This is a genomic window from Dictyoglomus sp. NZ13-RE01 (genome assembly GCA_002878375.1).
GTDB lineage: Bacteria > Dictyoglomota > Dictyoglomia > Dictyoglomales > Dictyoglomaceae > NZ13-RE01.
On record NIRF01000005.1, the window covers coordinates 19,862 to 45,443 of the forward strand.

25 protein-coding genes are annotated in these 25,582 nt (G+C 32.1%); 11 read left to right on the plus strand and 14 right to left on the minus strand.

The features are described 5' to 3' along the window. The 8 genes from gcvH to amrB all read right to left on the minus strand — a co-directional run bounded on the left by gcvH (position 1) and on the right by amrB (position 8,423). Positions 1–378: a glycine cleavage system protein H gene (gene gcvH / locus CBR30_05005; GenBank protein ID PMQ01547.1), complete on the minus strand. Its 378-nt coding sequence runs from the start codon at positions 376–378 to the stop codon at positions 1–3. Position 379: 1 nt separating this feature from the next. Beyond that, positions 380–1,462, minus strand: coding sequence for a glycine cleavage system protein T (gene gcvT, locus CBR30_05010; GenBank protein PMQ01548.1), 1,083 nt, complete (start codon positions 1,460–1,462; stop codon positions 380–382). Between the two features lie 57 nt (positions 1,463–1,519). Next, complete coding sequence (locus tag CBR30_05015) at positions 1,520–1,795, minus strand: integration host factor subunit alpha (GenBank protein PMQ01549.1); 276 nt, start codon at positions 1,793–1,795, stop codon at positions 1,520–1,522. After that, positions 1,792–2,583 (minus strand): nucleoside triphosphate pyrophosphohydrolase, encoded by a 792-nt coding sequence (locus CBR30_05020; protein PMQ01550.1) that lies wholly within the window; start codon positions 2,581–2,583, stop codon positions 1,792–1,794. Before CBR30_05020 ends, CBR30_05015 begins: the two co-directional genes overlap by 4 nt. Positions 2,584–2,748: 165 nt before the next feature. After that, positions 2,749–3,819, minus strand: coding sequence for a foldase (locus CBR30_05025; protein ID PMQ01551.1), 1,071 nt, complete (start codon positions 3,817–3,819; stop codon positions 2,749–2,751). Between the two features lie 58 nt (positions 3,820–3,877). After that, positions 3,878–7,060 (minus strand): transcription-repair coupling factor, encoded by a 3,183-nt coding sequence (mfd, locus tag CBR30_05030; GenBank protein ID PMQ01552.1) that lies wholly within the window; start codon positions 7,058–7,060, stop codon positions 3,878–3,880. Beyond that, positions 7,048–7,626, minus strand: coding sequence for an aminoacyl-tRNA hydrolase (locus tag CBR30_05035; protein PMQ01620.1), 579 nt, complete (start codon positions 7,624–7,626; stop codon positions 7,048–7,050). The genes mfd and CBR30_05035 overlap by 13 nt, the downstream gene beginning before the upstream one ends. A 2-nt stretch (positions 7,627–7,628) precedes the next feature. Further along, the gene (gene amrB, locus CBR30_05040) at positions 7,629–8,423 is read right to left on the minus strand and encodes an AmmeMemoRadiSam system protein B (GenBank protein PMQ01553.1); all 795 of its coding nucleotides are present in this window, start codon (positions 8,421–8,423) and stop codon (positions 7,629–7,631) included. A gap of 115 nt (positions 8,424–8,538) precedes the next feature. Between amrB and rpmB the strand changes: the two genes are divergently transcribed. The 11 genes from rpmB to alr are packed head-to-tail and all read left to right on the plus strand — an operon-like array spanning position 8,539 to position 18,148. Next, positions 8,539–8,730 (plus strand): 50S ribosomal protein L28, encoded by a 192-nt coding sequence (gene rpmB, locus CBR30_05045; GenBank protein PMQ01554.1) that lies wholly within the window; start codon positions 8,539–8,541, stop codon positions 8,728–8,730. Positions 8,731–8,733: 3 nt separating this feature from the next. Next, positions 8,734–9,051, plus strand: a complete 318-nt coding sequence (locus tag CBR30_05050; GenBank protein PMQ01555.1) for a hypothetical protein — start codon at positions 8,734–8,736, stop codon at positions 9,049–9,051. A gap of 2 nt (positions 9,052–9,053) precedes the next feature. Continuing rightward, positions 9,054–11,009 (plus strand): ATPase, encoded by a 1,956-nt coding sequence (locus tag CBR30_05055; GenBank protein ID PMQ01556.1) that lies wholly within the window; start codon positions 9,054–9,056, stop codon positions 11,007–11,009. A 15-nt stretch (positions 11,010–11,024) separates the two neighbouring features. Continuing rightward, on the plus strand, positions 11,025–11,498 hold the full coding sequence (locus tag CBR30_05060) for a permease (protein PMQ01557.1): 474 nt from the start codon (positions 11,025–11,027) through the stop codon (positions 11,496–11,498). Between the two features lie 2 nt (positions 11,499–11,500). Then, positions 11,501–12,061: a V-type proton ATPase subunit E gene (locus CBR30_05065; protein ID PMQ01558.1), complete on the plus strand. Its 561-nt coding sequence runs from the start codon at positions 11,501–11,503 to the stop codon at positions 12,059–12,061. 2 nt (positions 12,062–12,063) lie between these two features. Next, positions 12,064–12,975, plus strand: a complete 912-nt coding sequence (locus CBR30_05070) for a hypothetical protein (protein ID PMQ01559.1) — start codon at positions 12,064–12,066, stop codon at positions 12,973–12,975. Next, positions 12,968–13,297: a V-type ATP synthase subunit F gene (locus tag CBR30_05075; GenBank protein PMQ01560.1), complete on the plus strand. Its 330-nt coding sequence runs from the start codon at positions 12,968–12,970 to the stop codon at positions 13,295–13,297. Before CBR30_05070 ends, CBR30_05075 begins: the two co-directional genes overlap by 8 nt. Continuing rightward, the gene (locus CBR30_05080) at positions 13,278–15,044 is read left to right on the plus strand and encodes a V-type ATP synthase subunit A (GenBank protein ID PMQ01561.1); all 1,767 of its coding nucleotides are present in this window, start codon (positions 13,278–13,280) and stop codon (positions 15,042–15,044) included. The genes CBR30_05075 and CBR30_05080 overlap by 20 nt, the downstream gene beginning before the upstream one ends. After that, the gene (locus CBR30_05085; GenBank protein ID PMQ01562.1) at positions 15,037–16,410 is read left to right on the plus strand and encodes a V-type ATP synthase subunit B; all 1,374 of its coding nucleotides are present in this window, start codon (positions 15,037–15,039) and stop codon (positions 16,408–16,410) included. The genes CBR30_05080 and CBR30_05085 overlap by 8 nt, the downstream gene beginning before the upstream one ends. Further along, a complete protein-coding gene (locus tag CBR30_05090) occupies positions 16,410–17,018 on the plus strand; it encodes a V-type ATP synthase subunit D (GenBank protein ID PMQ01563.1) in 609 nt (202 codons plus the stop codon). The genes CBR30_05085 and CBR30_05090 overlap by 1 nt, the downstream gene beginning before the upstream one ends. Further along, entirely contained in the window at positions 17,015–18,148 is a 1,134-nt protein-coding gene (alr, locus tag CBR30_05095) for an alanine racemase (GenBank protein PMQ01564.1), read from the plus strand. Before CBR30_05090 ends, alr begins: the two co-directional genes overlap by 4 nt. Here alr and CBR30_05100 read toward each other — a convergent pair. The 6 genes from CBR30_05100 to rsmA are packed head-to-tail and all read right to left on the minus strand — an operon-like array spanning position 18,108 to position 25,581. After that, entirely contained in the window at positions 18,108–20,627 is a 2,520-nt protein-coding gene (locus tag CBR30_05100; protein ID PMQ01565.1) for a poly(A) polymerase, read from the minus strand. The two genes, alr and CBR30_05100, sit on opposite strands and share 41 nt — an antisense overlap. Further along, positions 20,618–21,613, minus strand: a complete 996-nt coding sequence (locus tag CBR30_05105) for a tRNA 4-thiouridine(8) synthase ThiI (protein PMQ01566.1) — start codon at positions 21,611–21,613, stop codon at positions 20,618–20,620. The genes CBR30_05100 and CBR30_05105 overlap by 10 nt, the downstream gene beginning before the upstream one ends. Then, positions 21,610–22,674: a peptidase M28 gene (locus tag CBR30_05110; protein PMQ01567.1), complete on the minus strand. Its 1,065-nt coding sequence runs from the start codon at positions 22,672–22,674 to the stop codon at positions 21,610–21,612. Before CBR30_05110 ends, CBR30_05105 begins: the two co-directional genes overlap by 4 nt. Before the next feature lie 2 nt (positions 22,675–22,676). Then, on the minus strand, positions 22,677–23,885 hold the full coding sequence (locus CBR30_05115; protein PMQ01568.1) for a threonine ammonia-lyase: 1,209 nt from the start codon (positions 23,883–23,885) through the stop codon (positions 22,677–22,679). 3 nt (positions 23,886–23,888) lie between these two features. Further along, complete coding sequence (gene ispE, locus CBR30_05120; protein ID PMQ01569.1) at positions 23,889–24,755, minus strand: 4-(cytidine 5'-diphospho)-2-C-methyl-D-erythritol kinase; 867 nt, start codon at positions 24,753–24,755, stop codon at positions 23,889–23,891. Next, the gene (gene rsmA / locus CBR30_05125; protein PMQ01570.1) at positions 24,745–25,581 is read right to left on the minus strand and encodes a ribosomal RNA small subunit methyltransferase A; all 837 of its coding nucleotides are present in this window, start codon (positions 25,579–25,581) and stop codon (positions 24,745–24,747) included. The genes ispE and rsmA overlap by 11 nt, the downstream gene beginning before the upstream one ends. Between the last annotated feature and the right edge of the window lies 1 nt (position 25,582).

Sequence of the window (25,582 nt, forward strand, 5' to 3'; positions counted from 1 at the left end):
TTACTCCCCTATAAAGGATTTATACTCCTCCGCAGATAATAAAGTTTCATACTCACTTGGATTTGATAGCTCAATTACTGCTATCCATCCCTTTTCATAAGGATCTTCGTTTAAAAGTTCGGGCTTTGTTTTTAGCTCCTCGTTAACTTTTACTACCTTTCCTGATAATGGTGAGTAAACCTCAGAAGCAGTCTTTACAGATTCTACCGTTGCTAAAATATCACCTTGTTTTACCTCTTTTCCAATGGAGGGAAGATCAACATAAACTACATCTCCTAACTCATTTTGAGCATGATAGGTTATACCAATGATAGCATTATTCCCGTCCAATTTTGCCCATTCATGCTCCTTTGAATATTTTCTATCCTCTGGATACATTTTATTTCACTCCTTTCTTTATTGATGTATTTTTTACAAAAGGTAATTTAACTAAGTTTATTTTAACTCTTTTATTTCTTATTTCAACTATCATATCTTCTTTAATCTCTTTTACATATCCTATTGCTATTCCTTTCTTTAATATGGGAGAATATGAGCCACTTGTTACATATCCAATTTTCTCATCATTATAAAATATTCCATAATTTTGTCTTGGTATTCCCTCATCTACATAAAAGGCAATCTGCCTTTTACTTGGACTATCCTTTAATTGTAAAAGAGAAGTTTTTCCAATGAAATCTATGTCCTTATCTAATTTAACCACAAAGGATAGATTTGCTTCCCAAGGAGTAGTATTTTCATCTATTTCATGCCCGTATAAAGGATAACCCATCTCAAGCCTCAGTGTATCTCTTGCTCCTAAACCACAAGGCTTTATATTTTCTTCATAAATAAATTTCTTCCAAAGCTCTTGAGCCAATGAAATAGGTATCAGTAATTCAAATCCATCCTCACCGGTATATCCTGTGCGAGAGATTATGATATCTGACTCATAGTATTTGAAGAATGTAAAGTGATAGTATTTTAAAGTAGATAAATCAATATTAAAAATTTTTTGGGTGATTTCTTCTGCTTTTGGACCCTGAATAGCAAAAAGAACAGTTTTATGAGTAATATCTTCAATATTAACCTTATAAGAATTATTTGAATAAAGCCAATTTAATATTTTTTCTCTGTTTCCTGCGTTTACAATTAAAAGGAATTCGTAAGAGCTTACCATGAAAACCAAAATATCATCTAAAATGGTACCATTTGGGGAAAGAATAAGAGAATATTGAGCTTTTCCAGGATAAAGTTTTTTAACATCATTTGAGGTTACAAATTGGAGGAAATCTAAAACCTTTTCTCCTGAAACCTTTAATCTCCCCATATGGGAGATGTCAAAGATGCCTACATTGGTTCTAACCTCTAAGTGCTCCTCTATAACGCCTTTGTATTCTAAAGGCATCCACCATCCGCCAAACTCAAAAAAGCGCGCATTTAACTTTTTATGCTCCTCTTCTAATGGAAGTTTGTTTAACATAATTCACTCCTTTGTGAATTTAAATTATTAGGCTGGGGTTTCCCCCAGCCCTCACATTTATTTCTTTACTGCTTCTCTTAACTCTTTTCCTGGACGGAATACAGGAACTTTTGTGGCTGGGATTTTGATTGGTTGTTGAGTACGAGGATTTCTTCCTTCTCTTGCTGATCTCTTTCTGACAGAGAAGGTACCAAATCCTACAAATTGAACTGGCTCTCCCTTTGATAGAGCCTCAGTGATGGATTCTAATACAGCATTAACTACTTTAGTGGCTTCCTTCTTTGTGATTTTTGCCTTCTCCGCTACTTTGGCAATAAATTCTGCCTTTTTCATTCCTTTTCACCCCCTTTCTGGGCAGTCTTAGATATTTCCCACCATTTATCCATATCTTCTAAGGTTAACTCTTCCCACCTTTTGTTTTCTTCTTTTACCTTTTCCTCAATAAATCTGAATCTTTCTATGAATTTCTCGTTTGTCTCTTTTAATGCAGTTTCTGGATTTACATCTAAATGGCGGGAAAGATTTACTATGGTAAAAAGAAGATCACCTATCTCTTCTCTAATATTTTCTTTATCCCCTTCCTTAATGGCATTCTCAAGCTCTAATAATTCTTCTCTTAATTTCGGTAAAATTTCTTCTGCATTTTTCCAATCAAAACCTACATGGGATACTTTTTCTTGAATTCTTAATGAGGCAAGAAGAGAGGGTAAAATTTTTGGAATACCATCTAAAATACCTTTACTATTTTCCTTTTCCTCCTTTTTAATACTTTCCCAGTTTAAAAGAACCTCTTCTTCATTTTCAAGCTTTGTGTTTCCAAAAACATGAGGATGTCTTAAGATAAGTTTATTGCTAACATTTCTTAATACATCTTCCAAATTAAAGCTTTTTCTTTCCTCCGCCATAATGCTTTGCATTACTATGTGAATGAGTACATCACCTAATTCTTCCTTTATTCCTTCCTCATTCTCATTCTCTATAGCTTCTACTAATTCATAGCTTTCTTCCATAAAATATTGTACCAAGGACTTGGGAGTTTGCTTTCTATCCCAAGGACATTCATTTCTTACCTTTTTGAGAATATTTACAAATTCTATGAATTCTTTACATAAATCTTCCATTCGACTACACCTTACTTTTTAATCCCTAAAATACCCCTGATTTTTTCTATAATTATAGCATTAGTTTTTAAAAAAGCAAGAGCAAGCCACAATTTTTAATAGATAAATTCATTAAACATTGCAGTTCTCTATATTATTTAGCTACGATTTTTTCTATATTTTTAATTACATCTCATCGGTAGTTGGCAATGGAGTTTTTGCATCTTTTCTATAGAAAATTTGTTGAAATTCTACGAGTTTTCTCCATATTATCATCCAAATGTCTTTATCAGAAAAGTCTTTTTCAATTTTTGCCTTCTTATATTGTTCATCAAGCCATTTATTGAAGACTTTGCTTCTTTTGTCATTTAGAATTCTTTGTTCAATCTCTGGTTTTGCCTGTATGTATGGAGTAGTATAAGCCTCTTTTATGTCAGTTATAGTAGTGATGTAATAACCTTTATCGGTTTTTATTGGGTTGCTTACCTGGTTTATAGAGAGAGAAAAAGTTGCTTTTTCTACTTCAGAGGGCAGATCTCCCTGGGTTATATATCCTAAGTCACCACCTTTATCTTTTGTACTTGTATCCTCAGAGTATTTTTTAGCTGCATCTGCAAAAGATATCTTCTTATCCTTTATCTCCTTTGCAACCTCTTTTGCCTTCTTTTCATCTTTTATTAGAATGATAGAAACTTTATATTGCTTTGGATTTTCAAATAGATATATATTATCTTTATAATATTTTTTCATCTCATCTTCAGTTACCTTTTCATCTTTTCCAATTTCAGCCATCAATTTATTTGTTATTAGGCTCTTTCTTATTTGTTCTTTGAAGGATTGAGGATCCAAACCATATTGGGATAAAGCCAGCTCAAATTGTAAGGGATTTGCAAATTGTCCTTGTATTTCTTTGTATTTTTCCTCAATTTCATTATTTGATACACTAATACCTCTTTTTTTAGCCTCTGCTTCAATAATTTTCCATTGGGCAAGACTTTTTATAGTCTCTTCTTTTACATTATTTAGCATTTTCTTTCCGTCTGTTGTGGTAAAGTCCACTCCGAACATTATAGCGTATTGATCCTTCATGGTTTTAAATTCTTTTTGATATTCGCTTCTTGAGACAGGAATGTTATTAACTTTTATTACTGGATAACTTTTCATTTGATGGTATACAAAAGCAACAGCAATACCTACTAATACTCCTATAATTACAAGGATAATAAAAATTGTTTGGAAAATCTTTTTTAAGCTCATCTTTCTATCACCTCATCACTATAATTTTTTTATCTTTGGGATTATAGCACGCTTTTTTTTAGTAAACCAGAGATATTTCTTTTAAAAAGTTAGCAATAAATTTTCCTTGTTTAATAAAATCTCCTTTTGGAAGTGAAATCTCTCTTTTTCCATTTGTATAGTGTAATATTACAGAATCTTGTAAAATTTCAACTTTAATTATTCCCATTCTTTCTGCTCTATACTTTATTTCTGCTAATATAAATAGGTTTTCAACATCTCTTGGAATTTTTCCATACATATCTTCCATTTCTTTTCTAATATTCTCTAACTCCTCTAAATTTTCTAAACCTATTAGCCTTTGATAGAAATAAATTCTATCATTGGGATTCTCTATATATGTTTCAGGTATGGCAATCGCATAAGGAACTATTATTTTACAATTTATTTTTACCTCCTTTCTCTCCTGTTTTATTTCCTTTATAGCTTCCTCAAGAAGTTGCATGTATAGGTAAAATCCCACCTCCTCCATATGACCATGTTGCTCCTTACCTAATAGATTACCAGCTCCTCTTATTTCTAAATCTCTTAATGCTAATCTTAGACCAGAACCAAGGGAGGAAAATTCCTTGAGGGCTTCTAATCTTTTTATACTCTCTGGAGATAAACTTTTCCATGGAGCATGCATAAAGTATGCATAAGCTTGCCTATTGGAGCGTCCTATTCTACCTCTTAATTGGTAGAGCTGGGCAAGTCCCATATGCTCCGCATTTTCAATGAATAAAGTATTAGCATTAGGTACATCTAATCCCGACTCTATTATTGTGGTTGCAACTAAAACATCTATTTTCCCTTCATAAAAATCAGACATTACCTTAGTTATCTTTTCTTCGTCCATTTTTCCGTGTACTATTCCTACTCTTGCATAAGGAACTAAGCTTGTTATCATTTCTGCTATTGATTCTAATCGGGATATATCATTACATACATAATATACTTGACCATTTCTCTCTAATTCTCTTATTATTCCCTCTTTTATAATCTGCTGATTGAATTCTACAACAAAGGTTTCAATAGGTAGCCTATTTTGTGGGGGAGTTTCCAGTATAGAGAATTGTCTAATGCCACTTAATACCATAGACAGGGTTCTTGGTATAGGAGTGGCGGAAAGATAAAGAATATCTACATGAGGATACTTCTTTTTGAAACCTTCCTTTTGAAATACTCCGAATCTATGCTCCTCATCTACAATGATTAAACCTAAATCTTTAAATTCTACGTCTTTTTGAAGAATTCTATGGGTACCAATTATTATATCTATTTCTCCTCTTTTTAATTGTTCTAAAATTCTTTTTTGTTCTTGTGCGGGTTTTAGTCTACTTAAGACTTCAACTTTTACTGGGAAAACATCCAATCTATCTTTAAAAACTCTCCAGTGTTGGTAGGCAAGTATTGTTGTTGGTACTAAAACTGCAACCTGCTTGCCATCAACAACTGCTTTAAAACTTGCTCTTAATGCAAGTTCTGTTTTTCCAAATCCCACATCACCAATAAGTACCCGTTCCATAGGTTTTTTTGATTCCATATCTCTTTTTATCTCATATAAAGCTTTTAACTGATCCTCAGTTTCTTCATAAGGAAAGCTTGCTTCTAATTCCCTCTGCCATTCAGTATCCTTGGAAAATGCAAATCCTTCTTCTATCTCCCTTCTTGCATACATTTTAATAATTTCTTCCGCAATTTCTTTTACAGATTCTTTTACTCTTCTTTTAGTCTCATCCCATTGTTTTGTTCCTATTTTGCTTAATGAAGGAGGCTGTCCACTTGGGGAAATGTATTTTTGAATAAGGTGCATTTCTTCCAATGGGATATAAACATAAGTTTGATTTGCATATTCTAATTGTATATATTCCTTAGTTTTTCCTTCGATGGTTAGTTTTTTTAAACCTAAGAATTTACCTATTCCATAATTTATATGTACAATGTAATCACCTATTTCAAAATTGCTTAAGTCAATTAATTTCTTTTCTTTTCTCTGGACTCTTACAATTCTTCTCCTTTTGATTCCAAAGATTTCTTTATCAGTGAGAAAAAGAATTTTAGGATTTTCCCAAATGAAGCCACTTTTTATATCATAATGAATAAATTTAATATCTTTTAAAATTTTCTTTATTCTTTCCTCTACAATCTCTCTATAATCTGTCTGGATAAATATTTTATAACCACTTTTTATATAGGTTTCCAGCTCTTTTTCTAATATTTCTCCCTTTCCTTTAAAGGTTGGAAGAGAATAAAAGGAGAAGAAGATATTTGGATTTTGTGAATTCATAACAATCCTTTTGAAATTTTTTATGTATGATTCAAACATATCTTTTGTGAGATATAAGTCCTTTGGAATTTTTTCTTTAAAATTAATTCTTTTCTCATAATTTTCATATCCCTTTTTATCCCATTTTTCTAAGGTAGATAAAGTCTTGTCGAAATCTTCTAATATTATTAATAGATTTTTGTCCAAATAGTCAAATATATAACTTCTCTCATTATTTTTTAAAAATACTTTCTCCTCATCCTTTTCTCCTAATAGTTCATTAATAGGGGATAAAATGATGCTGTCTATCAGTTCGATAGATCTTTGGGTTTCAACATCAAAATATCTTATGGATTCTATTTCATCGCCTATAAATTCAATTCTTACAGGATAATTATAAGCTGGAGAAAAAATATCTATAATACCACCTTTGATACAGAATTGTCCTACTCTTTCTACTCTATCACTTCTTTCATAAGAATTTTCCATTAGGTAGTTTAATATCTTTTCTCTTTCTAATTCTATGCCCTTTTTGAGAAAAATAAAGTTGTTTTTCATTTTTTCTGGTGGGTATAAAGGATAAATTAAAGATTTAACTGATGCTAATATAAAGACTTTTTCTCCACTAAGCAATTTCTCTAAAACTTTTATTCTTTTACTTTCTGTGATATTTGATCTTAATGGTTTTTCATAAGGAAGATGTACAAAAGGTGGAAATATATAAAAGTTATTTATAATTTGGGATAGAAAATTCCAATCTTCTAAATTATCTACTTGGTTTACTATCCAAAGGATGGAGCCATTATATTCTTTGAAAAGGATATAAAAAAGAAAGAAGATAGCACCTTCTGGAATTTCAGGGATACTAATCTCCTTTTCTTTTTTAACACCTTTTAAAAAGAGCTTTAAATCCTTATCCTCACTAAGATATTTTTCTAATTCTAAATTATACATTTTCTATTATATAGGTTTTGTGCCTTTTCCCATCCTTCCTCTAATATGGTCATTAAAATATTGGGAGAAAGCTTAATAATTTTATCTATTACTTCTTTTTCTTGAGAGGTGAAATTAGAAAGTACATATTCTACAACTTCTTCCTTTGAACTTGGTTTGTCAATACCTATTCTTAGTCTATAAAATTCCTGAGATCCTGTTTCTATAACTATAGATCTTATCCCTTTATGACCTCCATCTTTCCCATCATATTTTATTCTTATCCTCCCAACTTCTAAGTCCAAATCATCATGAACTACTAATATGTTGTGTAGATCAAAGGAATAATCTGTTAAAAAGTTTTTAACTCCAATACCACTAAGATTCATATATGTTGTGGGTTTTACTAAGTAGATATCTCTACCTAATATTTTTTTAAAGGATAAGTCATAGGAGGGCTTTTTTGTCCATTTTGGGAAGTTAAAGCTTGAATGTAAAAAGTCTACAACCATAAATCCAACATTATGGCGAGTTTCAGAATATTCGAATCCAGGATTTCCTAAACCAACAATGGCTAATGTTTCAATCATTAGTAGAATATTATTCCTGCGTATCCTACTACACTGGTATAATCCCTTGTTACATCTCCAGATGTTTTGTAATCTATTAGTTTTGCGTTTTTAATTCCTAATTTCTTCATAACCATTAATAGTACTGTTATAGGAGCATATCCACATATGCTAAGATTTTTACTGACCACTCTATTATAGAACTCAAAGGGATCAATATTTAAAATAGACTCTATAGCATAATAATCAACTTTTTTAGCTATTTCGTGAGGAATATAGTGAGAAAAATCAGAACTTGCAATGACAATGGTTTCGTCATCCATGTTTTTATAAATACTCTCTGCTAAATCCTCTATGACTTCGAGACTGTCATCCGACATTGTAATAGGTACTATCTTTATTTGTGGGTTTATATATTGAAGAAATGGTATTTGTACTTCTAAGGAGTGCTCTGGAATATGAGCAGAGAAGTCTTCTTTTAAGTATTTTGAGGCTTGCAATATTTTATGTGCGAGGGCTTCATTAATTTGAGCTTCCCCTAAAGGGGTTTTGAAAGAGCCCTCAGGATATATGGCAGAAGGATATCCAAGACCACGGTGATTTGGTCCTATTAATATGGCTGTTTCTGGAATTTTAATGGAGGAATATACTTTTCCCGCAACTTCTCCAGAGTAAATATAACCTGCATGAGGAGAGATGCATCCAAAAGCCTTTATTGGATGCTCATCCCTTTTTATAACCTTACTTAAAAATCTTATTAACTCTTCCTTACTTCTTGGATAAAAATATCCTGCAACTACTGCTTCTCTTTTCATAGCTAATATTATACTACAAACAACATAGGATTTAAAACATCTTTAAAACTTTATCATAAAATTTGTGATATAATTGACAACGTATAAAAATAAATTTTGGAAGGGAGGAAAAACTATGTCAAGAAGGTGCGATATATGCGGAAAGGGTCCATGGACAGGATTGCAAGTGAGTCACTCTCATAGAAGAACAAAAAGAAGATGGCTTCCTAATTTACAAAAGGTAAAAGCAGTGGTTGATGGAAAGGTAAAGACTATAAGAGTTTGTACTCGTTGTTTAAAGGCAGGAAAAGTAGTGAGGGCGTTATAGGTTATGAATGAGATCAAGGATGTTTTATCTTTTGTAATAGAAAAGGAGAAGGAATTAGAAAAAAGTATTGAAGAGGCTAAACTTTATTGGAATAAGTGGCTTGAGGAGCAGATTGCTTTATTTGAAAAGGAATTGGAAAAAGAAAAGAAAGATTACGAAAATTCATTAGAACTTTATAAAAAAGAGAAACTTTCTAATTTAGAAAAAGAATTAGAAAGAATAGAGAAGGAAAATAGCAGTAAGCTTGAGGAGTATAAAAAGAGACTTGAGAGTAATTTTTCAAAGGCATTGGAATTTATCTGGAATAAGATAGGAGAATAATTATGGCAATTGTTCCTCTTAGGAGATTCTGGATTGTAGTGCCTAAAAATGATGAAGAGAGATTAGTAAATCTATTAAAAGAATTTTCTATTGTACATTGGGAGGACCTATCTCCTGAGGACAGTTTTTCTGATCAGACCTACACTCAGATTTTGGATAAAATAGATGAAGTAATTAAGATTTTAATTAGAATATTCCCTGAAAAGAAAGGATTTTTAGAGGGATTTTTTGCAGGTAGACCTGAGATAACAAAAGAAGAGTTAGAAAGATTAAGGAAGGATATTTATTGGGAAGAACTATACAAAAAAGCTAACGCTTTAGAAAGATCCTTAAATCTATTGGAAGAAAAAGAAAAAACCCTTCAAAATCTGTTAGAAGAGGTCTCTTATTGGATTGATTTGGATGAAAGCTTAGATTTTCCAAGAGTTTTTAAGAGATTTAATTTATACTCAGGTAGCTTTTCTAAGGATAACATTGGAAGTTTTTTAGAGGATGCAAAAAACATCCTTGAGAAGGGTTATATTAAGTATTGGGAAGCTAATAACGAAGTAAAATGTATTATTTTAGTTCCAAAGGAAGATGTGGATGTTTTTGAGGAGTTCCTTCAAAAATACAAGTTTACTCCTCATAGAATTCCTTATTTAAAAGGAAAGCCAGCTGATAATATTGAGAGAATAAAGAGACATCTGCAAAAACTAAGGAATGATTTAAATAATTTGATTATTTCTGCAAAAGAGCTTTATGAGAGAAGATATAATTTGTGGGCATGGTACGACTATTTTTATATAAAGGTCCAAGAAAAAGGCTTTAGAAACCTTAGTTTTAATAGTAAATATTTTGTAATTTATTCTGGATGGATCCCAACTCGAGATAAAGAGAAGTTTTTAAAAGAGTTAAGAAGTAAATTTCAAGAATTTACTTGGGAAGATAGGGATCCACTACCTGAGGAAGAACCTCCAGTATTATTGGATAATCCTAAGATTTTTAAACCTTTTGAGTTTTTAACAAAGCTTTACGGCGTTCCATCTTATAGATTCATTGATCCTACTCCTTTTACTGCTCCTTTTTATTTGTTATTTTTTGGTATATGTCTTGGGGATTTTGGTTATGGACTTTTGCTCCTACTTTTAACATGGTGGATTAAGAGGAGATATAAGCCAGAAGGATCTGCAAGGGAACTTATGGATCTTTTACAAGTACTAAGTATACCTACAATGGTTGTTGGAATAATTACTTGGAGTTTCTTTGGTAATCAAATATTTTTAGGACCAGATGGCAAATTCCTTGGTATTTTCCCTATAATTAATCCTTCTGTGGATCTGATTAATGCCCTTGGTATAGCCTTAATTATTGGAATATTATCTCAATTTTATGCTTTGATCCTTAAGTTTATTTCTTCATGGAAGAGTAAAGATTATCAATCAGCAATTTTTGATGGTCTTTTATGGCTTTTCTTTTTGTCCTCCATATTATTCTATATTTTTACCTCTCTTCAAAATTTAACAAGATTTGATTTCTTGAAATACTTTGTTCTAATAGGACTTGTTGGTTTGATTTTAACTCAGGGGAGAGAATACAAAGGTATAGCAAGATTTATTGTAGGATTAATAAGTATTTATGGTATTTTAGGGGGGTATGGATTAACATCTTTTATAGGAGATATTTTATCTTATTCCCGCTTATTCGCTCTAAATCTTGTGAGTTCCATATTTGGATTTGTTGTTACTCAGCTTGCAAATATGGTAAAAGACTTTCCTATCATAGGATGGATACTTTATAGTACTATATGGGTATTTGGACAGCTTCTTAATTTTGTGCTCAGTGTATTAGGTGCCTTTGTACACTCAACAAGATTACAATTTTTAGAAATTTTTGGTAGATTTTACTCTGCTGGTGGAAAAATATTTACCGCTTTTAAAGTAGATGGAAAATATTTTAGATTAAAAGATTCAAGATAGGAGGTTAGATAGGTTATGTTAGGATTAGCAATTGCTTTGATAGGTGCTGCTCTTGGTGCTGCTCTTGCAGCTGCTGGTTCAGGAAAGGGAGTTGGTATTGCTGGGGAAGCTGCAGCAGGAGTACTTGCTGAGAAGCCAGAAATGTTTGGAACAGTATTAATTCTTCAGGCTTTACCAGGAACTCAAGGCTTTTATGGGTTCATTTCTTCCTTCTTAATCTTAATGCGTCTTGGAATTCTTGGGGGTAAACTACCATCTCTCACAATTGAACAAGGTTTAATGGTGTTTGCAGTAAGTATCCCTATAATGTTTGGAGAATTTATAAGTGCTGTATGGCAGGGTAGGGCAAGTGCTGCAGCACTACAAATGGTAGCTCAAAAACCAGAGGCTTCCGGACAAGCAATAATTATACCTGCATTGGTTGAGACCTATGCAATTCTCTCTTTAATTACTTCCATAATATTCTTATTCTTTGGAGTGAAGATTTAAAAATGAGTGTGGAGAATATTATTAAAAGACTTGAAGAAGAAAAAGAGGAAAAAATCTCTGAGATTAAAGATAAAGTTCGGAAGGAGTTAGAAAAGTATAAGGAGAAGAGGATAAAAGAAACTGAAGAATGGAAGCAGGACACGAAGAAAAAGCTGGAAGAGGATATTGCAAGGGAGGAGAGTATAGAGATTGCAAAGAAGAATTTAGAATTCAAAGAAAAGATTGCTTCTTTAGAAAATATGGCAATAGAAAAGCTAAAGAATGAGATCTTTAATAGATTTTTGGCGTTAGAAAAGGAAGAATATCAGAGATTTTGGGAGAGAATGCTTGAGAAGATGGAGATAAAGGGTGGGGAATTGGTATTAGCAAGAGATGAGAATAAGTTGGATGTAAGTAGCCTTTGTAAGAAGTTTAACCTTACCTTTAATAATAAGAGATATGATGCAAAGTTAGGGTTTATTATAGAAAAGGAGAATGTAGTTTTTGATTTAACTTTAGAGGAATTAATTGAGAATATTATAAATGAAAATTTACTTGATATAGCAAAAATATTAAGAGGCTGAATATGGGATATCAGGAATACTTATTTATTTCTACTAATTTAAAGGCAAAATTTGATAAATTTATTGCTCCTGATGAATGGAAGAGGCTAAAGGATTTATCATATGAGGAGTTGGAAGAGTGGCTTAAAAATTCCTCATACAGCTTTCTTCTTGAAAGTGAAGATTGGTATAAGAGTTCATGGAATGTGTTGAAAAAGGATTTGGAAGAAGTTAAGAGAAGTGTAAGGAATGAAGAAGTGTATAATATTCTTTTGTGGGATTTCTATTTTAGAAATCTCAGAATTCAGGTACACAGTATAAAAGAAGAAAGAGTAGAACTATATCCCATTCCTCTTACTAAGGATTTCAATAAAATATTTAAATCTGTTTACGATAAAGCTATTGAATTATGGGAAAAGACTAATAACATTTTTTTAGTGTATCTTTTTTTAGATCTTCAAAATATTATTATTTCCCAGAAGTTTTTTGAGAGTATAGCGAATAATAATATAAAAGAATTTTATCGCTTTAAGAATAATCTGCTCCTAATTAAGGTATTGTATAGAACAAAAAGGTTGAATATACAGTGGGACCTATTAAAGGATGCAGGAATTGAAAGAGTTAAAACAACAATTGACTTGAGAAATATTTTTAATTCTTCATTAAATTTGTGGAACAATTATTTCTATGGTATTTATTCAAGATTTGTAGGGGATTTAATTGATAAGAACGAGGATATAGAATATCTTTATAGATCATACATTTTTGAATTTATTAGGAAATTTACTTCTATTGTTAGTGGACCTGAAGTTGTATTGTTTTATTTTTATAATAAATACTTTGAGATGGATGAATTAATAACTCTTTTTAAGGTTAAAAGAAATAAAATTTCAAAAAATATTTGGGAAAAGAGGCTGTTGAAGATAAATGGCTGAGGGAAAGATAGCTATAATAGGAATTTCAGATTTGATAGAGATTTTTAAAATATTTGGTATAGATGCTTTTGGTGTGGCAAATGATGAGCAAGCCTTAGAGGTATTTAATAATCTTTCAAATAAAGATTATAAATTAATCATTGTTTTAGAAAGTGTATCAGGGAAAATTCTTGAGGAAAAAACAAAAAATAAAATATTGATACTTCCTGATACCTATTCTCATGGGAATATTGGTATGGAAATGATTAGAAAACAAATAGAGAAGGCTCTTGGAGTAGATATTTTAGAAGGAGAGGGATATTATGAAAGGAAAAATTATTAGAGTTGCAGGACCTTTGGTTATAGCAAAGGGATTAGAGGTTAAGATGTATGAAATGGTAAGAGTTGGAAACCTGGAACTGTTTGGAGAAGTTATAGGACTTGATAGGGATACATGTGCAATTCAGGTATATGAAGAGACTCAAGGAATAGGTCCTGGAGAACCTGTATATGCTTTAGGAGAACCTTTAAGTGTAGAATTGGGACCTGGAATTATTGGTCAGATTTATGATGGTATTCAAAGACCCTTAAGCCAATTGGCTGTTAAAACAGGAGATTTTTTAAGTAGAGGTATTGCTCTCCCTGCTTTAGATAGAGAGAAGAAATGGGATTTTGAGGCAAGAGTAAAAGTAGGAGATTATGTAGAAGGCGGAGATATATTAGGAGTGGTTCAAGAGACTTCAGCTTTTGAGCATAGGATTCTTTTACCACCAAATCTAAAGGGTAAGATTGTAGAGATTAAATCGAGTAGCTTCACAGTAGAAGAGACTATTGGTATTTTAGAGGATGAAAGAGGAGAGAGAATAAATTTGAAATTAATGCAAAAATGGCCAGTAAGATATCCACGACCAATTAAAGAAAAACAGCCTCCACTAATTCCACTAATAACAGGACAGAGAGTTTTAGATACTTTCTTTCCATTAGTAAAAGGTGGAACAGCTTGTGTTCCTGGTCCTTTTGGTAGTGGTAAGACAATCATTCAACATCAGTTGGCAAAATGGGCAGATACTGAGCTTGTTGTTTATGTGGGATGTGGGGAAAGAGGAAATGAAATGACAGAAGTTTTGATAGAATTTCCTGAATTAAAGGACCCAAGAACTGGCAAACCTTTAATGGAAAGGACTGTATTAATAGCTAACACTTCTAATATGCCTGTTGCTGCAAGAGAAGCATCTGTGTTTACAGGAATTACTATTGCAGAGTATTTTAGAGATATGGGATACCATGTATCTCTAATGGCAGATTCTACATCTCGATGGGCAGAAGCCATGAGAGAGATCTCAGGAAGATTAGGAGAAATGCCTGGTGAAGAAGGATATCCTGCATATTTGGCATCAAGAATTGCAAGTTTTTATGAGAGAGCAGGTCTTGTAAAGTGCTTAGGAAAAGATGGAAGAATGGGCTCTGTAAGTATAATTGGTGCTGTTTCTCCTCCTGGAGGCGATTTATCGGATCCAGTGGTACAAGCCACATTAAGAGTAACAAAAGTTTTCTGGGGACTTGATGCAAGACTTGCCTTTGCAAGACATTTTCCTGCTGTTGATTGGCTGATTAGTTATTCTCTTTATGTGGATCAAGTAGCAAATTATTGGAAAGAAAATGTGGCAGAAGATTTATATAATTTGAGACAAAGAGCAATGGCTATATTACAAAGAGAAGCAGAGTTGCAAGATATTGTAAGATTAGTTGGTATGGAAGCTTTGTCTTCTCAGGATAGGTTAATTCTCGAAACTGCAAGATCTATTAGAGAGGATTTTCTCCATCAGAATGCCCTTCACGAAGTAGATACTTATACCTCTCCTAAGAAACAATATTTAATGTTGAAAAATATAATTAATTTCTATGATAAAGCCCTTTCCGCTCTTAATAAAGGAGTGGATCTTGAAAGTATATTAAGAATACCAGAAAGAGAACAAATTGCCCAAATGAAATACGTTCCAGAAACTAATATACATGTGTTGGAAGAGTTACTGGATAAAGTAGAGAGAAGGATGCAAGAGCTAAAGGGAGGCGTAAGTCAATATGCTTAAGGAATATACATCGGTTTCAAGAATTAGTGGACCGTTAATTCTTGTAGAAAATATTGAGAATGTTAAATATGGTGAATTGGTAGAGGTAAAGCTAAGTAATGGAGAAGTAAGACAAGGTCAGGTACTTGAGGCAATGGAAGAGGCAGCCTTAGTACAAATGTTTACTACTACTCAGGATTTGTCAATTAAAGGAATGAGGGTAAAGTTTTTGGGGCATGTTTTAGAGATCAATCTTTCTCCAGCTATTTTAGGAAGGACTTTTGATGGACTTGGGAGACCAAGGGATGGCGGACCAGCTATAATACCAGAAAAGAAAATGGATATAAATGGAAGTCCTATAAATCCTTATTCAAGAGCATATCCTTCTGAGTTTATCCAAACAGGAATATCCGCTATTGATGGGATGAATACATTAGTAAGAGGGCAAAAATTGCCTATCTTTTCAGGGGCTGGACTTCCTCATGCTGTATTAGCAGCTCAGATTGCAAGACAGGCAAGACTACTTAATGAGGAAGAAAAATTTGCAGTGGTTTTTGCTGCTCTTGGCATTACCTTTGAAGAGGCAAACTATTTTATTGAGGAGTTTAGAAGAACAGGCGCATTAGAAAGGTCTGTCTTATTTATAAATCTTGCAGATGATCCAGTAATTGAGAGAATTGCAACACCAAGATTTGCATTAAGCTGTGCTGAGTATTTAGCTTTTGATTTAGATATGCATGTACTTGTTATTATGAGTGATATGACAAACTATGCAGAAGCCTTAAGAGAGATCTCATCTGCAAGAAAAGAGGTTCCAGGAAGAAGAGGATATCCTGGCTATTTATATACCGATTTAGCTACTTTGTATGAGAGAGCAGGTAGGATTAAGGGGAAGAAAGGATCTATCACTCTAATTCCAATCCTTACAATGCCTGAAGATGATAGAACTCATCCTATTCCTGACCTGACAGGCTATATTACTGAAGGACAAATATTTTTAAGCAGAGAACTTCATAGGAGAGGTATATATCCACCCATTGATGTACTTCAATCTCTTTCCCGATTGATGAGAGGTGGAATAGGGGAAGGAAGAACAAGAAAGGATCATGGAGATTTATCAAACCAGCTTTATGCAGCATATTCAAGAGGATTAGAAGCTAAAGAACTTGCAGTAGTATTAGGGGAAGCAGCACTAACAGAAGAAGATTTACTCTTCTTAAATTTTGCTCAAGAATTTGAAGAGAAGTTCGTTAAACAAGGAGAATACGAGAATAGAAGTATATTTGAAACCTTAGATTTAGGATGGAAATTATTAAGATTGTTACCTAAGAGTTCACTAAAGAGAATTAGACCAGAATATATTGAAGAGTTCTGGGGGAAAGAATAATGCCATTGAAAGTTAATCCTAATAGAATGGAATTGTTAAGATTAAGGAAGAGGCTTGCTGTTGCCCGTCGTGGGCATAAGCTGTTAGAAGATAAATTAGAAGGTTTAATCCAAAAATTTATGGAAGAGGTTAAAAATTATAAAGTATTACGGGAAGAAGCGGTTAATAAATTTTTGGACTTTATTAACTTGGGTGCTTTTGCATATTTTACTATTGATCCTTACCAATGGGATGATTTGCTTACTATAAATGATGGAGAAACTATTGTAAAAGAAGAAATTATAAAAGAAATGAATATACCTATTTCAAAGATTGAAATACTAAACTCTTATAAGCCTAATTATAGTCTCATTACATCCTCAGATGTATTAGATGATTTGGTTTTACTGTGGGATGATCTTCTTAACTCTTTAATAAGTTTGGCAAATAAGGAGAGAGAACTTTTAGCTCTTGCGGAAGAGATAGAAAAAACTAAGAGAAGGGTAAATGCTTTGGAATATAAGCTTATTCCTCAGATAGAAGAAACAGTTAAGTTTATAACTACAAAATTAGAAGAGTTAGAAAGAGCTAACTTTACAAGACTTCTAAGATTAAAGGAAATTGTATGATTAAGAAGTTGGCTTGGAAAGAAATTGATTTATCATCTTTGCTTCATAACTTATCTGTAATTAAGGATAATGTTGGAGATAATGTGGAAATAATTCCTGTAGTAAAGGCGGATGCATATGGACATGGAGCAATTATAATTAGTAGATTCTTATCGAAGTATGGTATTAAGAGATTTGCAGTTGCTCTGTTAGAGGAGGGAATTGAGTTAAGAAAAGCTGGTATAAAAGAGCAAATTTTGGTTTTAACCCCTCAATTTAAAGATGCTATACCGTATTTAATTAAATATAATTTAACTCCTGTTATTTCTTCAATTGATTTTTTTGAAGAGCTTGGTAGGTTTACATACAGAAGAAATATTCCTTTTTCTTTTCATGTTAGTGTTGATACTGGAATGGGAAGAGAAGGACTATTGGAAGAAGATTTAGATTCTTTTATAACCATATGGAGAAAATATTCTCATTTGACTCTTGAAGGACTTTCTTCTCATCTATCCAGCTCCGAAAATAAGGAAGATAAATACAATGAGAAGCAGTTGAAGATTTTTGATAGAGTTTATTCTAAATTAAGAGAGATGGGATGGGAAGGTATATCTCATGTGGCAAATTCGGGAGGCATATGGAATTTTCCAAAAGCCTTTTATAATGCAGTAAGACCTGGAATTGCTTTATATGGTTATGGGATGGAGGACTTAAAGCCCGTTATGTCAGTACATGCAAAGATTACACTTATAAAAAGACTGCCAGAGGGATGGGGGGTCGGTTATAATCATACTTATACTACTACTAAAGAAACCTTGATCGCCTTAATACCTGTAGGTTATGCGGATGGCTACAGAAGAGAGCTTTCTAACAAATCCTTTGTGATAATAAAAAACAAAAAATTTCCAGTAATTGGAAGAATATCAATGGATCAAACAATCATAGATATTTCTTCTGACCCCTATATAAGAGTGGGTGATGAGGTAATTGTTATGGGAAGATCAGAAAGTCACAATATTGATGCTGAGGTCATTGCAAAGATGGTAGGAACTATTCCTTACGAGATACTAACAGGTTTTGGTATGGCTAAGAGACTTGGAAATATTTATGTTAATGACTCATCTCTTGTGCTATCTTCAAGGCAAGGTTAATCTCATCTTCCTTAGTTGATATATTCCCTTTTAAATGTTCCATAAAAATTTCTTTTAGCACATCTCCTATTATTCTTCCTTCTTTAAAACCAAGTTTTAATAGATCTCTTCCCTTCAGATATGGTATATGCTTCTCTTTGAGAGCAATTAATCTTTCTAAAATTTGTCTTTCATGGTTTTCTTTAAATAATGCTAAGAAGAAGGTTAGTTCTTTTGGCAAATCTATCAGTTTTTTTATCAAATCATCATTTATCTTCTCATTTTTAAGTTGATGGAAATTGATTAATAGATAAATTATGTTTTTAGAAAAATGGTATTCTTTCAACCAATTAACGGCTTTTTGTAAGGAGACATCTCTTAATAGATTTATAATTTGAAGAGATGTAATGTCCATATCCTTTCTTTTTCTAATTTCAATATTTATCTCTTCAAACTTCATTGGAAGATTATTTATTGGAAGAAGATAGGGAAGGGCGGAAAGCTCTTCTAATCTTTTAAAAACTTTTTCTGGCTCTGGCTCTCGTAATATTAGTAAAATCTCTTCTTTTATTCTATCTTTACTTAGCTTAGTTAGGAATCCTTGTTCAATAGCCTCTTTTAGTAAATTTAAGGTTTTTTCCTCAAAATTAAAATTTAGCCTTTGTTCTAATCTTATGCCCCTTAATATACGTGATGGATCCTCAATAAAACTTAGATTATGGAGTACTCTTAGTTCTTTCCTAACTAAGTCTTCTAAGCCTCCATAAAAGTCTATAATCTCAAGCCAATTATCTTTATTTAATGATAGAGCAAGAGTATTTATTGTAAAATCTCTTCTTTTTAAATCTAACCAGAAGGACCCTTTTTCAACTTTAGGAAGTGCACCAGGTTCAGGGTAATATTCAATTCTTGTGGTCGCTATATCAATTCTTTTATTCCCCTCAAGCAGAATTTCTGCAGTCCCAAATTCTTCATGGACTTTTAATTCACCTTTTAATTTTCCAATCAATTGATTTAAAAACAATTTAACATCACCTTCTACAGTAATATCAAGATCCATATTTGGATAATTTAATAATAGATCTCTGACAAAGCCTCCAATTGCATACACAGATGTATTTAGCTCTTCCGCAATATCTCTGATTATTAATAAAATCTCCCACCATGGCGTCCTTTTTACTAAATCTTCATTTATCTTAGATACACTTCCTAAAGGTGGGGATATGTGATTTTTGATAAAATGAAATTTTAATACATCTTGACGGGTTATTATCCCTAAAATTTTGTCATCTTTTACCACTGGAACTCTACCAATATCTTTTTCTATGAAAATTCTTTCTACTTGCGATAAAGAGGTTTCTGGATCAACAGTGATAACTGGTTTAGACATAAATGATTTTACTTTTCTTTTATAAAGGCGCAAATTTATTGCTTTTTCTACATCCCTTCTGCTTATAATTCCTACTAATTTATTGTTTTCAACAACACACAAACCCCCATAACCTAATCGAGTCATAATTTTATGGGCTTCAGAAATTGTTGTTTCTGGTGAAATAGTTTCTACTGGATATGACATAATATTTTTAGCCACAAGATTATATGGGAGTATTCTTTTTAATCTATCCCTTAAATATTCTTCCAACTCTTTTAAATCCCTATTTGTCAATACTACTGTAGATGCGGATGGATGTCCACCAGGATCAAAATCTTCTAATACATGTAGTAGATTGATTTTGGGGGTTCTTGTTCTCCCCATTAAATACACTTTGTCCTTTATCTTTAACATTATAAATAAAGCATCTGCTTCTTTTTCATCAAGTAGCATATGGGCAAGGATTGAAAGCCCCTCTACATATTTATCCCTTTCTAAGGGAGCCCAGACTATCTTAAATCCTCTTATCTCTTCTTCTTTAGAACTTTGAATTAGCTCTGCTAAAAGATTCTTTTGTTCATCAGACAATTTTTCTTTAATATAATAGTTTATAATGCTAATATTGGCGCCTCTTTCTAATAATAAAGACGCTACTTTTAAATCTCTCGCTGTGGTAGAAGAAAATGTAAAATTTCCTGTATCTTGATATATTCCTAAAGCAAAGAGAGTTGCCTCCACAGGATCTATTGGTATGTTATTTTTTATGATCAGCTCTAATAATATGGTAGTGGTAGCACCTACTTCCTCTATAAACTCCTTATCTCCTTTTATATCTCCACTTTTATGATGATCATAAATTTCGATGACAGGATTATTTTTAAATAACTCCTGATATTCTTTATCAATTCTATTTAGCCAATGATTATCAACGAGTATTATTTTTTCTACTTTATCAGGTGGTTTATCATGAAATTTTAAAAAATCCTTGTATAATGAATAAAATTCATAAACTTTTCTCTCCATACTTTTACTGGGTAGCACTATTGCCTGAGGATAGAGCTTCTTAGCTGCATATAATGATGAAAGAGCATCAAAATCTAAATAATTATGAGAAAGAATTACCTGCATGTTATATTATAAATAGATGGATTAAAATCCCCTTCAAGCTTATTGATTACAATTTTTTCCTCTTTATTGTGAGTTTTATATAAAACAGGAACATCATTTTCTTCTTTATGATCGCTATAATAAACAGCTATTTTAGCAATAAGTACTTTGTCTTTTTCTTCTTCTACAATTTTATCAGGTATGAGGAGAACTGCGCTTGGATCTTTTGCCTTAAATAATGTGTCTTTTTCTCCAAATAAATTTATTAATTTCTCGTTTTCTTCTTTTTGTCTTCCCACAATAACCTTAATATCAGGAGATAATCTTAAGTGTCTACCAATCTTTAATAGCTCTAAATCTCTCCTTGTAATATCTTCTTTGTGATTTAAAAGATCCTTTAGCTTTTTTGAGAATTGTGGTTCTGTTAAGAGACATCCACCTGCAGGTGTTGGAATCTCTTTTAACCCTAATTCCTTTGCAAGTTGAAGCTGAACCTTTCGCGATCTTCCCTGTATATTTAAAAGCTCTTCTCTAATTACAAGTCCCTCTCTTTCAGGTTTTGTTGGGGGTAAAAGTTTTGCAGATAATGGACGTAAGATATAATCTTCTGCTCCTGAATATTTTTCAACTAATTTTAAGGAATTTTTGTTCTGTGACATGGGTCTTTCTCCTAAAACCTCTCCTGTGATAATGAAATCTGCAGAAAACTCCTTTAGAAGTTCAAAAGTTTTTCTTATCATAAAGGCGTGGCAATCTATGCAAGGATTCATATTTTTTCCGTATCCATATTTAGGCTTTTTTAAAATTTCTAAGTATTCCTCCGTTATGTCTATTATTTTTAGAGGAATTCCCAAAAATTCTGCAGATTTTTTTGCATTTTCAGGATTAAAAAAGGGGGTATAGAAGAAAATACCAATTACTTCTATACCCTGCCTTTGAATTAGAGAAACTGCTAATAGACTATCCAATCCACCTGATAGTAGTGCTAAAGCCCTTGTTTTACTCATAGTTTGCTTACTGTTTCCTCATCTAATCTCTTAATTACCTCCAAAATTAAATTCTTTGCTAATACAAAGTCATCTACATTAATAATTCCATTATGAGAATGAATATATCTTGCAGGTACGCCTATAACAATAGAGGGGACTCCTTTTGCATTTATATGGATTCTTCCACCATCGGTTCCGCCTCTTTCTAAGGCAGAAAATTGTACAGGAATATTTAGCTTTTCTGCAACCTCAATAAAAAGTGATCTTAAGTTTGAATTTGGAATCATGGTAGCATCGTAAAGAATTATGGAGGGACCTTTCCCAAGAGAAATGATATTATCCTGATTTACTCCTGGCATATCTACCGCTATATCCGATTCTAAGACAATACCAACATCAGGATTTACTATATAGGAGCTTGTAGTTGCACCTCTAAGTCCTACCTCTTCCTGGACTGTAAAGCTTGCAAATACAGTATTTGGATGAGAAATACTCGTTAGATCTTTAAGAATCTCAATAGCTAAGGCACATCCTACCCTATCATCCCAAGCCTTTCCTAATAGAAACTTTGGATTAGCCATAGGCGTAAATTCACTATATGGAACAATAGGATCTCCTGGTCTGATTCCAAGTTCATAAACTTCTTCGTCACTTTTTGCTCCTATATCAATATACATGTCTTTTTTCTCTACTACTTTTTTTCTTTCCTCTTCAGTTAAAATATGAGGTGGTTTTGAACCAATTACTCCTATGAAGTCACCTTTTCTTGATTTTATGATTACCCTCTGAGATAAAAGTACCTGATCAAACCATCCTCCCAAAGGCAGGAATTTTATATAACCATCTTTTGTTATACTTTTAACCATGAATCCAATTTCATCCATATGGGCAGAGAGCATAATTTTAGGCGACTCACTACTACCTTTCTTTTTTATTATTAAGCTTCCTAATCTATCCTCTAAAACATCTCCATATGGACTTGCGTATTTTTTAATAACTTCTCTTATCTCATTTTCATAGCCTGAAACTCCGAATGTTTCGGTAATTTCTTTTAGCATTGTTAAAAATTCCTTTTCCATTTTTATTCTCCTTTCTCAGAAATTTCTACTTTATATCCACGGTTTTTAATTTTATCAAATATTCTGTTTATTTGCTCAAAATTTTTTGTTTCAATTGTAATTTCAACAGTACTTTTCCCTATAGGGAAAAGGGGATTTGCTCTATCTTGATGTATTGAGTTAATATTTGCTTTTTCTTCTGCAATAATCTCTAATATTTCTGCTAATTTTCCAGGGATGTCCAACAATTCTATTTTTAAATGTACTAATCTTCCTGATTGAATTAGACCATATTCTAATATTTTTGATAATAAGCTAACATCTATATTTCCTCCACTTAATATTAATGCAATTTTTTTCTCCTTTATTACATCGCTATATTTTAATAAGGCGGATAAGGTGACGGCGCCAGCTCCCTCCACTAAAGATTTTGCTCTTTCTAATAAATATAAAATACCTTGGGCAATTTCCATTTCATCTACAATAAACATATCATCTATATATTTATCGAGAATTTCCTGTGTTATTTTGCCTGGTTTTTTTACAGCTATACCTTCTGCAATAGTTGATGAGGTTTTATCTGAAATTGTTATTCCTTTAAATCTTTCATAGTAGTATGGAAATGCAAAAGTTTGTACCCCATATATCTTAATGTTTGGATTTTGTTCTTTTATTGCAATACAAACCCCTGATGAAAGCCCTCCACCCCCTATGGGGACAATAATGGCTTGAATATCAGGCATATCGCTTAAAATTTCTAAGCCTACAGTCCCTTGTCCAGCTATTATTTTAGGATCATCAAAGGGGTGAATAAACTCTAACTTTTCTTCTTCTGCAATTTTTAATGCATAGTTATAAGCTTCATCATAATAAGATCCATATAGAATTACTTTTGCGGAGTAACTTTTTGTAGAGGCTACTTTTATGATAGGAGTATTTTCAGGCATAACTATAACTGTGGGAATTGAGAAAATCTTACCTCCATAAGCAACCCCTTGAGCATGATTACCTGCAGATGCTGCAATAATACCGTTCACCTTTTTATCTATTTGCCTTATATAATTGATGGCTCCTCTGATCTTAAAGGATCCAGTTTTTTGTAAGTTCTCAAACTTTAAATAAACATCTTTTTTGGTCATATCACTAAAAGTTTGGGAATAGGAGAGGGGAGTATGATGCACATATGGGGAAATTCTTTCCTGGGCTTCTTTGACCTCTTTTAGGCTTATCATACATTACACTCCTTTTATATAAATTCCTCTATTAACAAACTTACAAGTTTTTATTTTAAAACTATTGGGGAATTTTTCAATAAATTTTTCTCTTGCTTTTTTTAATTGGGTTAAATCATCAAATAAAGCGTAAATAGAAGAGCCAGTTCCGGATAGTGAAACCAAAGGAGTAAAGAGGAGTAAAAATTCCTTTATATCTTTTATAATTCTATATTTTCTAAAAACTATATCTTCAAAAAGGTTGAAGGTGCCAGTTAATTTTTGGTTATTTATGTTTGAAATTACATTTTTCCAATCTAAATGCTCTCCTAAATCCCTTTCCTTTATCTCTCCATATATTTCCTTTGTACTAATACTAAAATTAGGTAATATCAAAAGTACAAAATAGGAAGGAAGGTTCTTAAGCTTAGTGATTTTTTCTCCCTTCTCTTCTGCAAGAGCGGTACCACCGTAGAGAAAAAATGGAACATCAGATCCTAATTGTATAGCAAGTTGAGATAGGTCTTCTTTACTTAATCCAAATTTTGTTATGAAATTAAGAAAGTATAGTATAGAACCAGCGTTAGAACTTCCCCCACCAAGACCTCCCCCTATAGGGATTTTCTTATAATGAAAAATTTCTAAACCAATTGGATATTTAGTTTTTTCAATAAATTTACTGTAAGCTTTATAAATGAGATTTTTTTGTAGAGGAATGTCATAATTACTTTTCAGTATAAAGTAAGGAGATTTTAGAGTCTTTATGAATAGAAGATCGTATAGATCTATGTTCTGAAGAATTATTTTAACATTATGATACCCGTCTGTCCTTTTGCTAATAACATCCAAGAATAATGTAATTTTAGCATAGGAATATATTTTATATACCATACTCTTCCACTAAGTTGCTTATTTTAATATATACATCTATTGGTATATTTTCTGCTCTTTCTTTTAGATTGATATTTAGTTTACTGAATATATCTTCCCAAGGAATATTACGAAATTCGCTCTTAAGATTGTTAATTAGATACTTTCTTCTGAATTTAAAGGCAGATTTTATTAACTTGTAAAAAAGCTCAGGATTTTTTATAGATTGATTTTTAGGATTGTATGAAAATTTTACAAGAAGAGAATCTACTTCTGGAATAGGAAAGAAAAAATGGGCAGGGACTGGAGTTATAATTTCAAAGTCATACATAAGGCTTAGCAAAATAGAGAGAGGACTAAAATTTTTTGTGCCATGTTTAGATGTTATTCTCTCCACCATTTCTTTTTGTAATAGTAGGACCATTGTTTGAGCATAAGGACCTTTCTTAAGGTATTCACCTAAAAATGTACCGGAAATATAATAGGGCAGATTGCCAAATATTTTATATGGTGTAGTTACAATTTTTGATAATTCAATTTTCAAGATATCGTCAAAGATTAATTCCACATTTGAAAATTCTTTTAAACTTTCTTTGAGGATTTCTTCAAATCTTTTATCAATTTCCACTGCAATAACTTTATAGACATATTTTGCTAATTCTCTTGTTAAGGTTCCAATTCCAGCACCTATTTCTAAGACCACATCACTTTTAGTTACATTACCAGCCTCTACAATTTTTTCTATTATTTTTTTATTCACTAAAAAGTTTTGTCCCAAGCTCTTTTTTAAAAAAATCTTATAATTCTTTAAGATTTTTACTAAGGTATCTCTATCTGTTAATTCCATC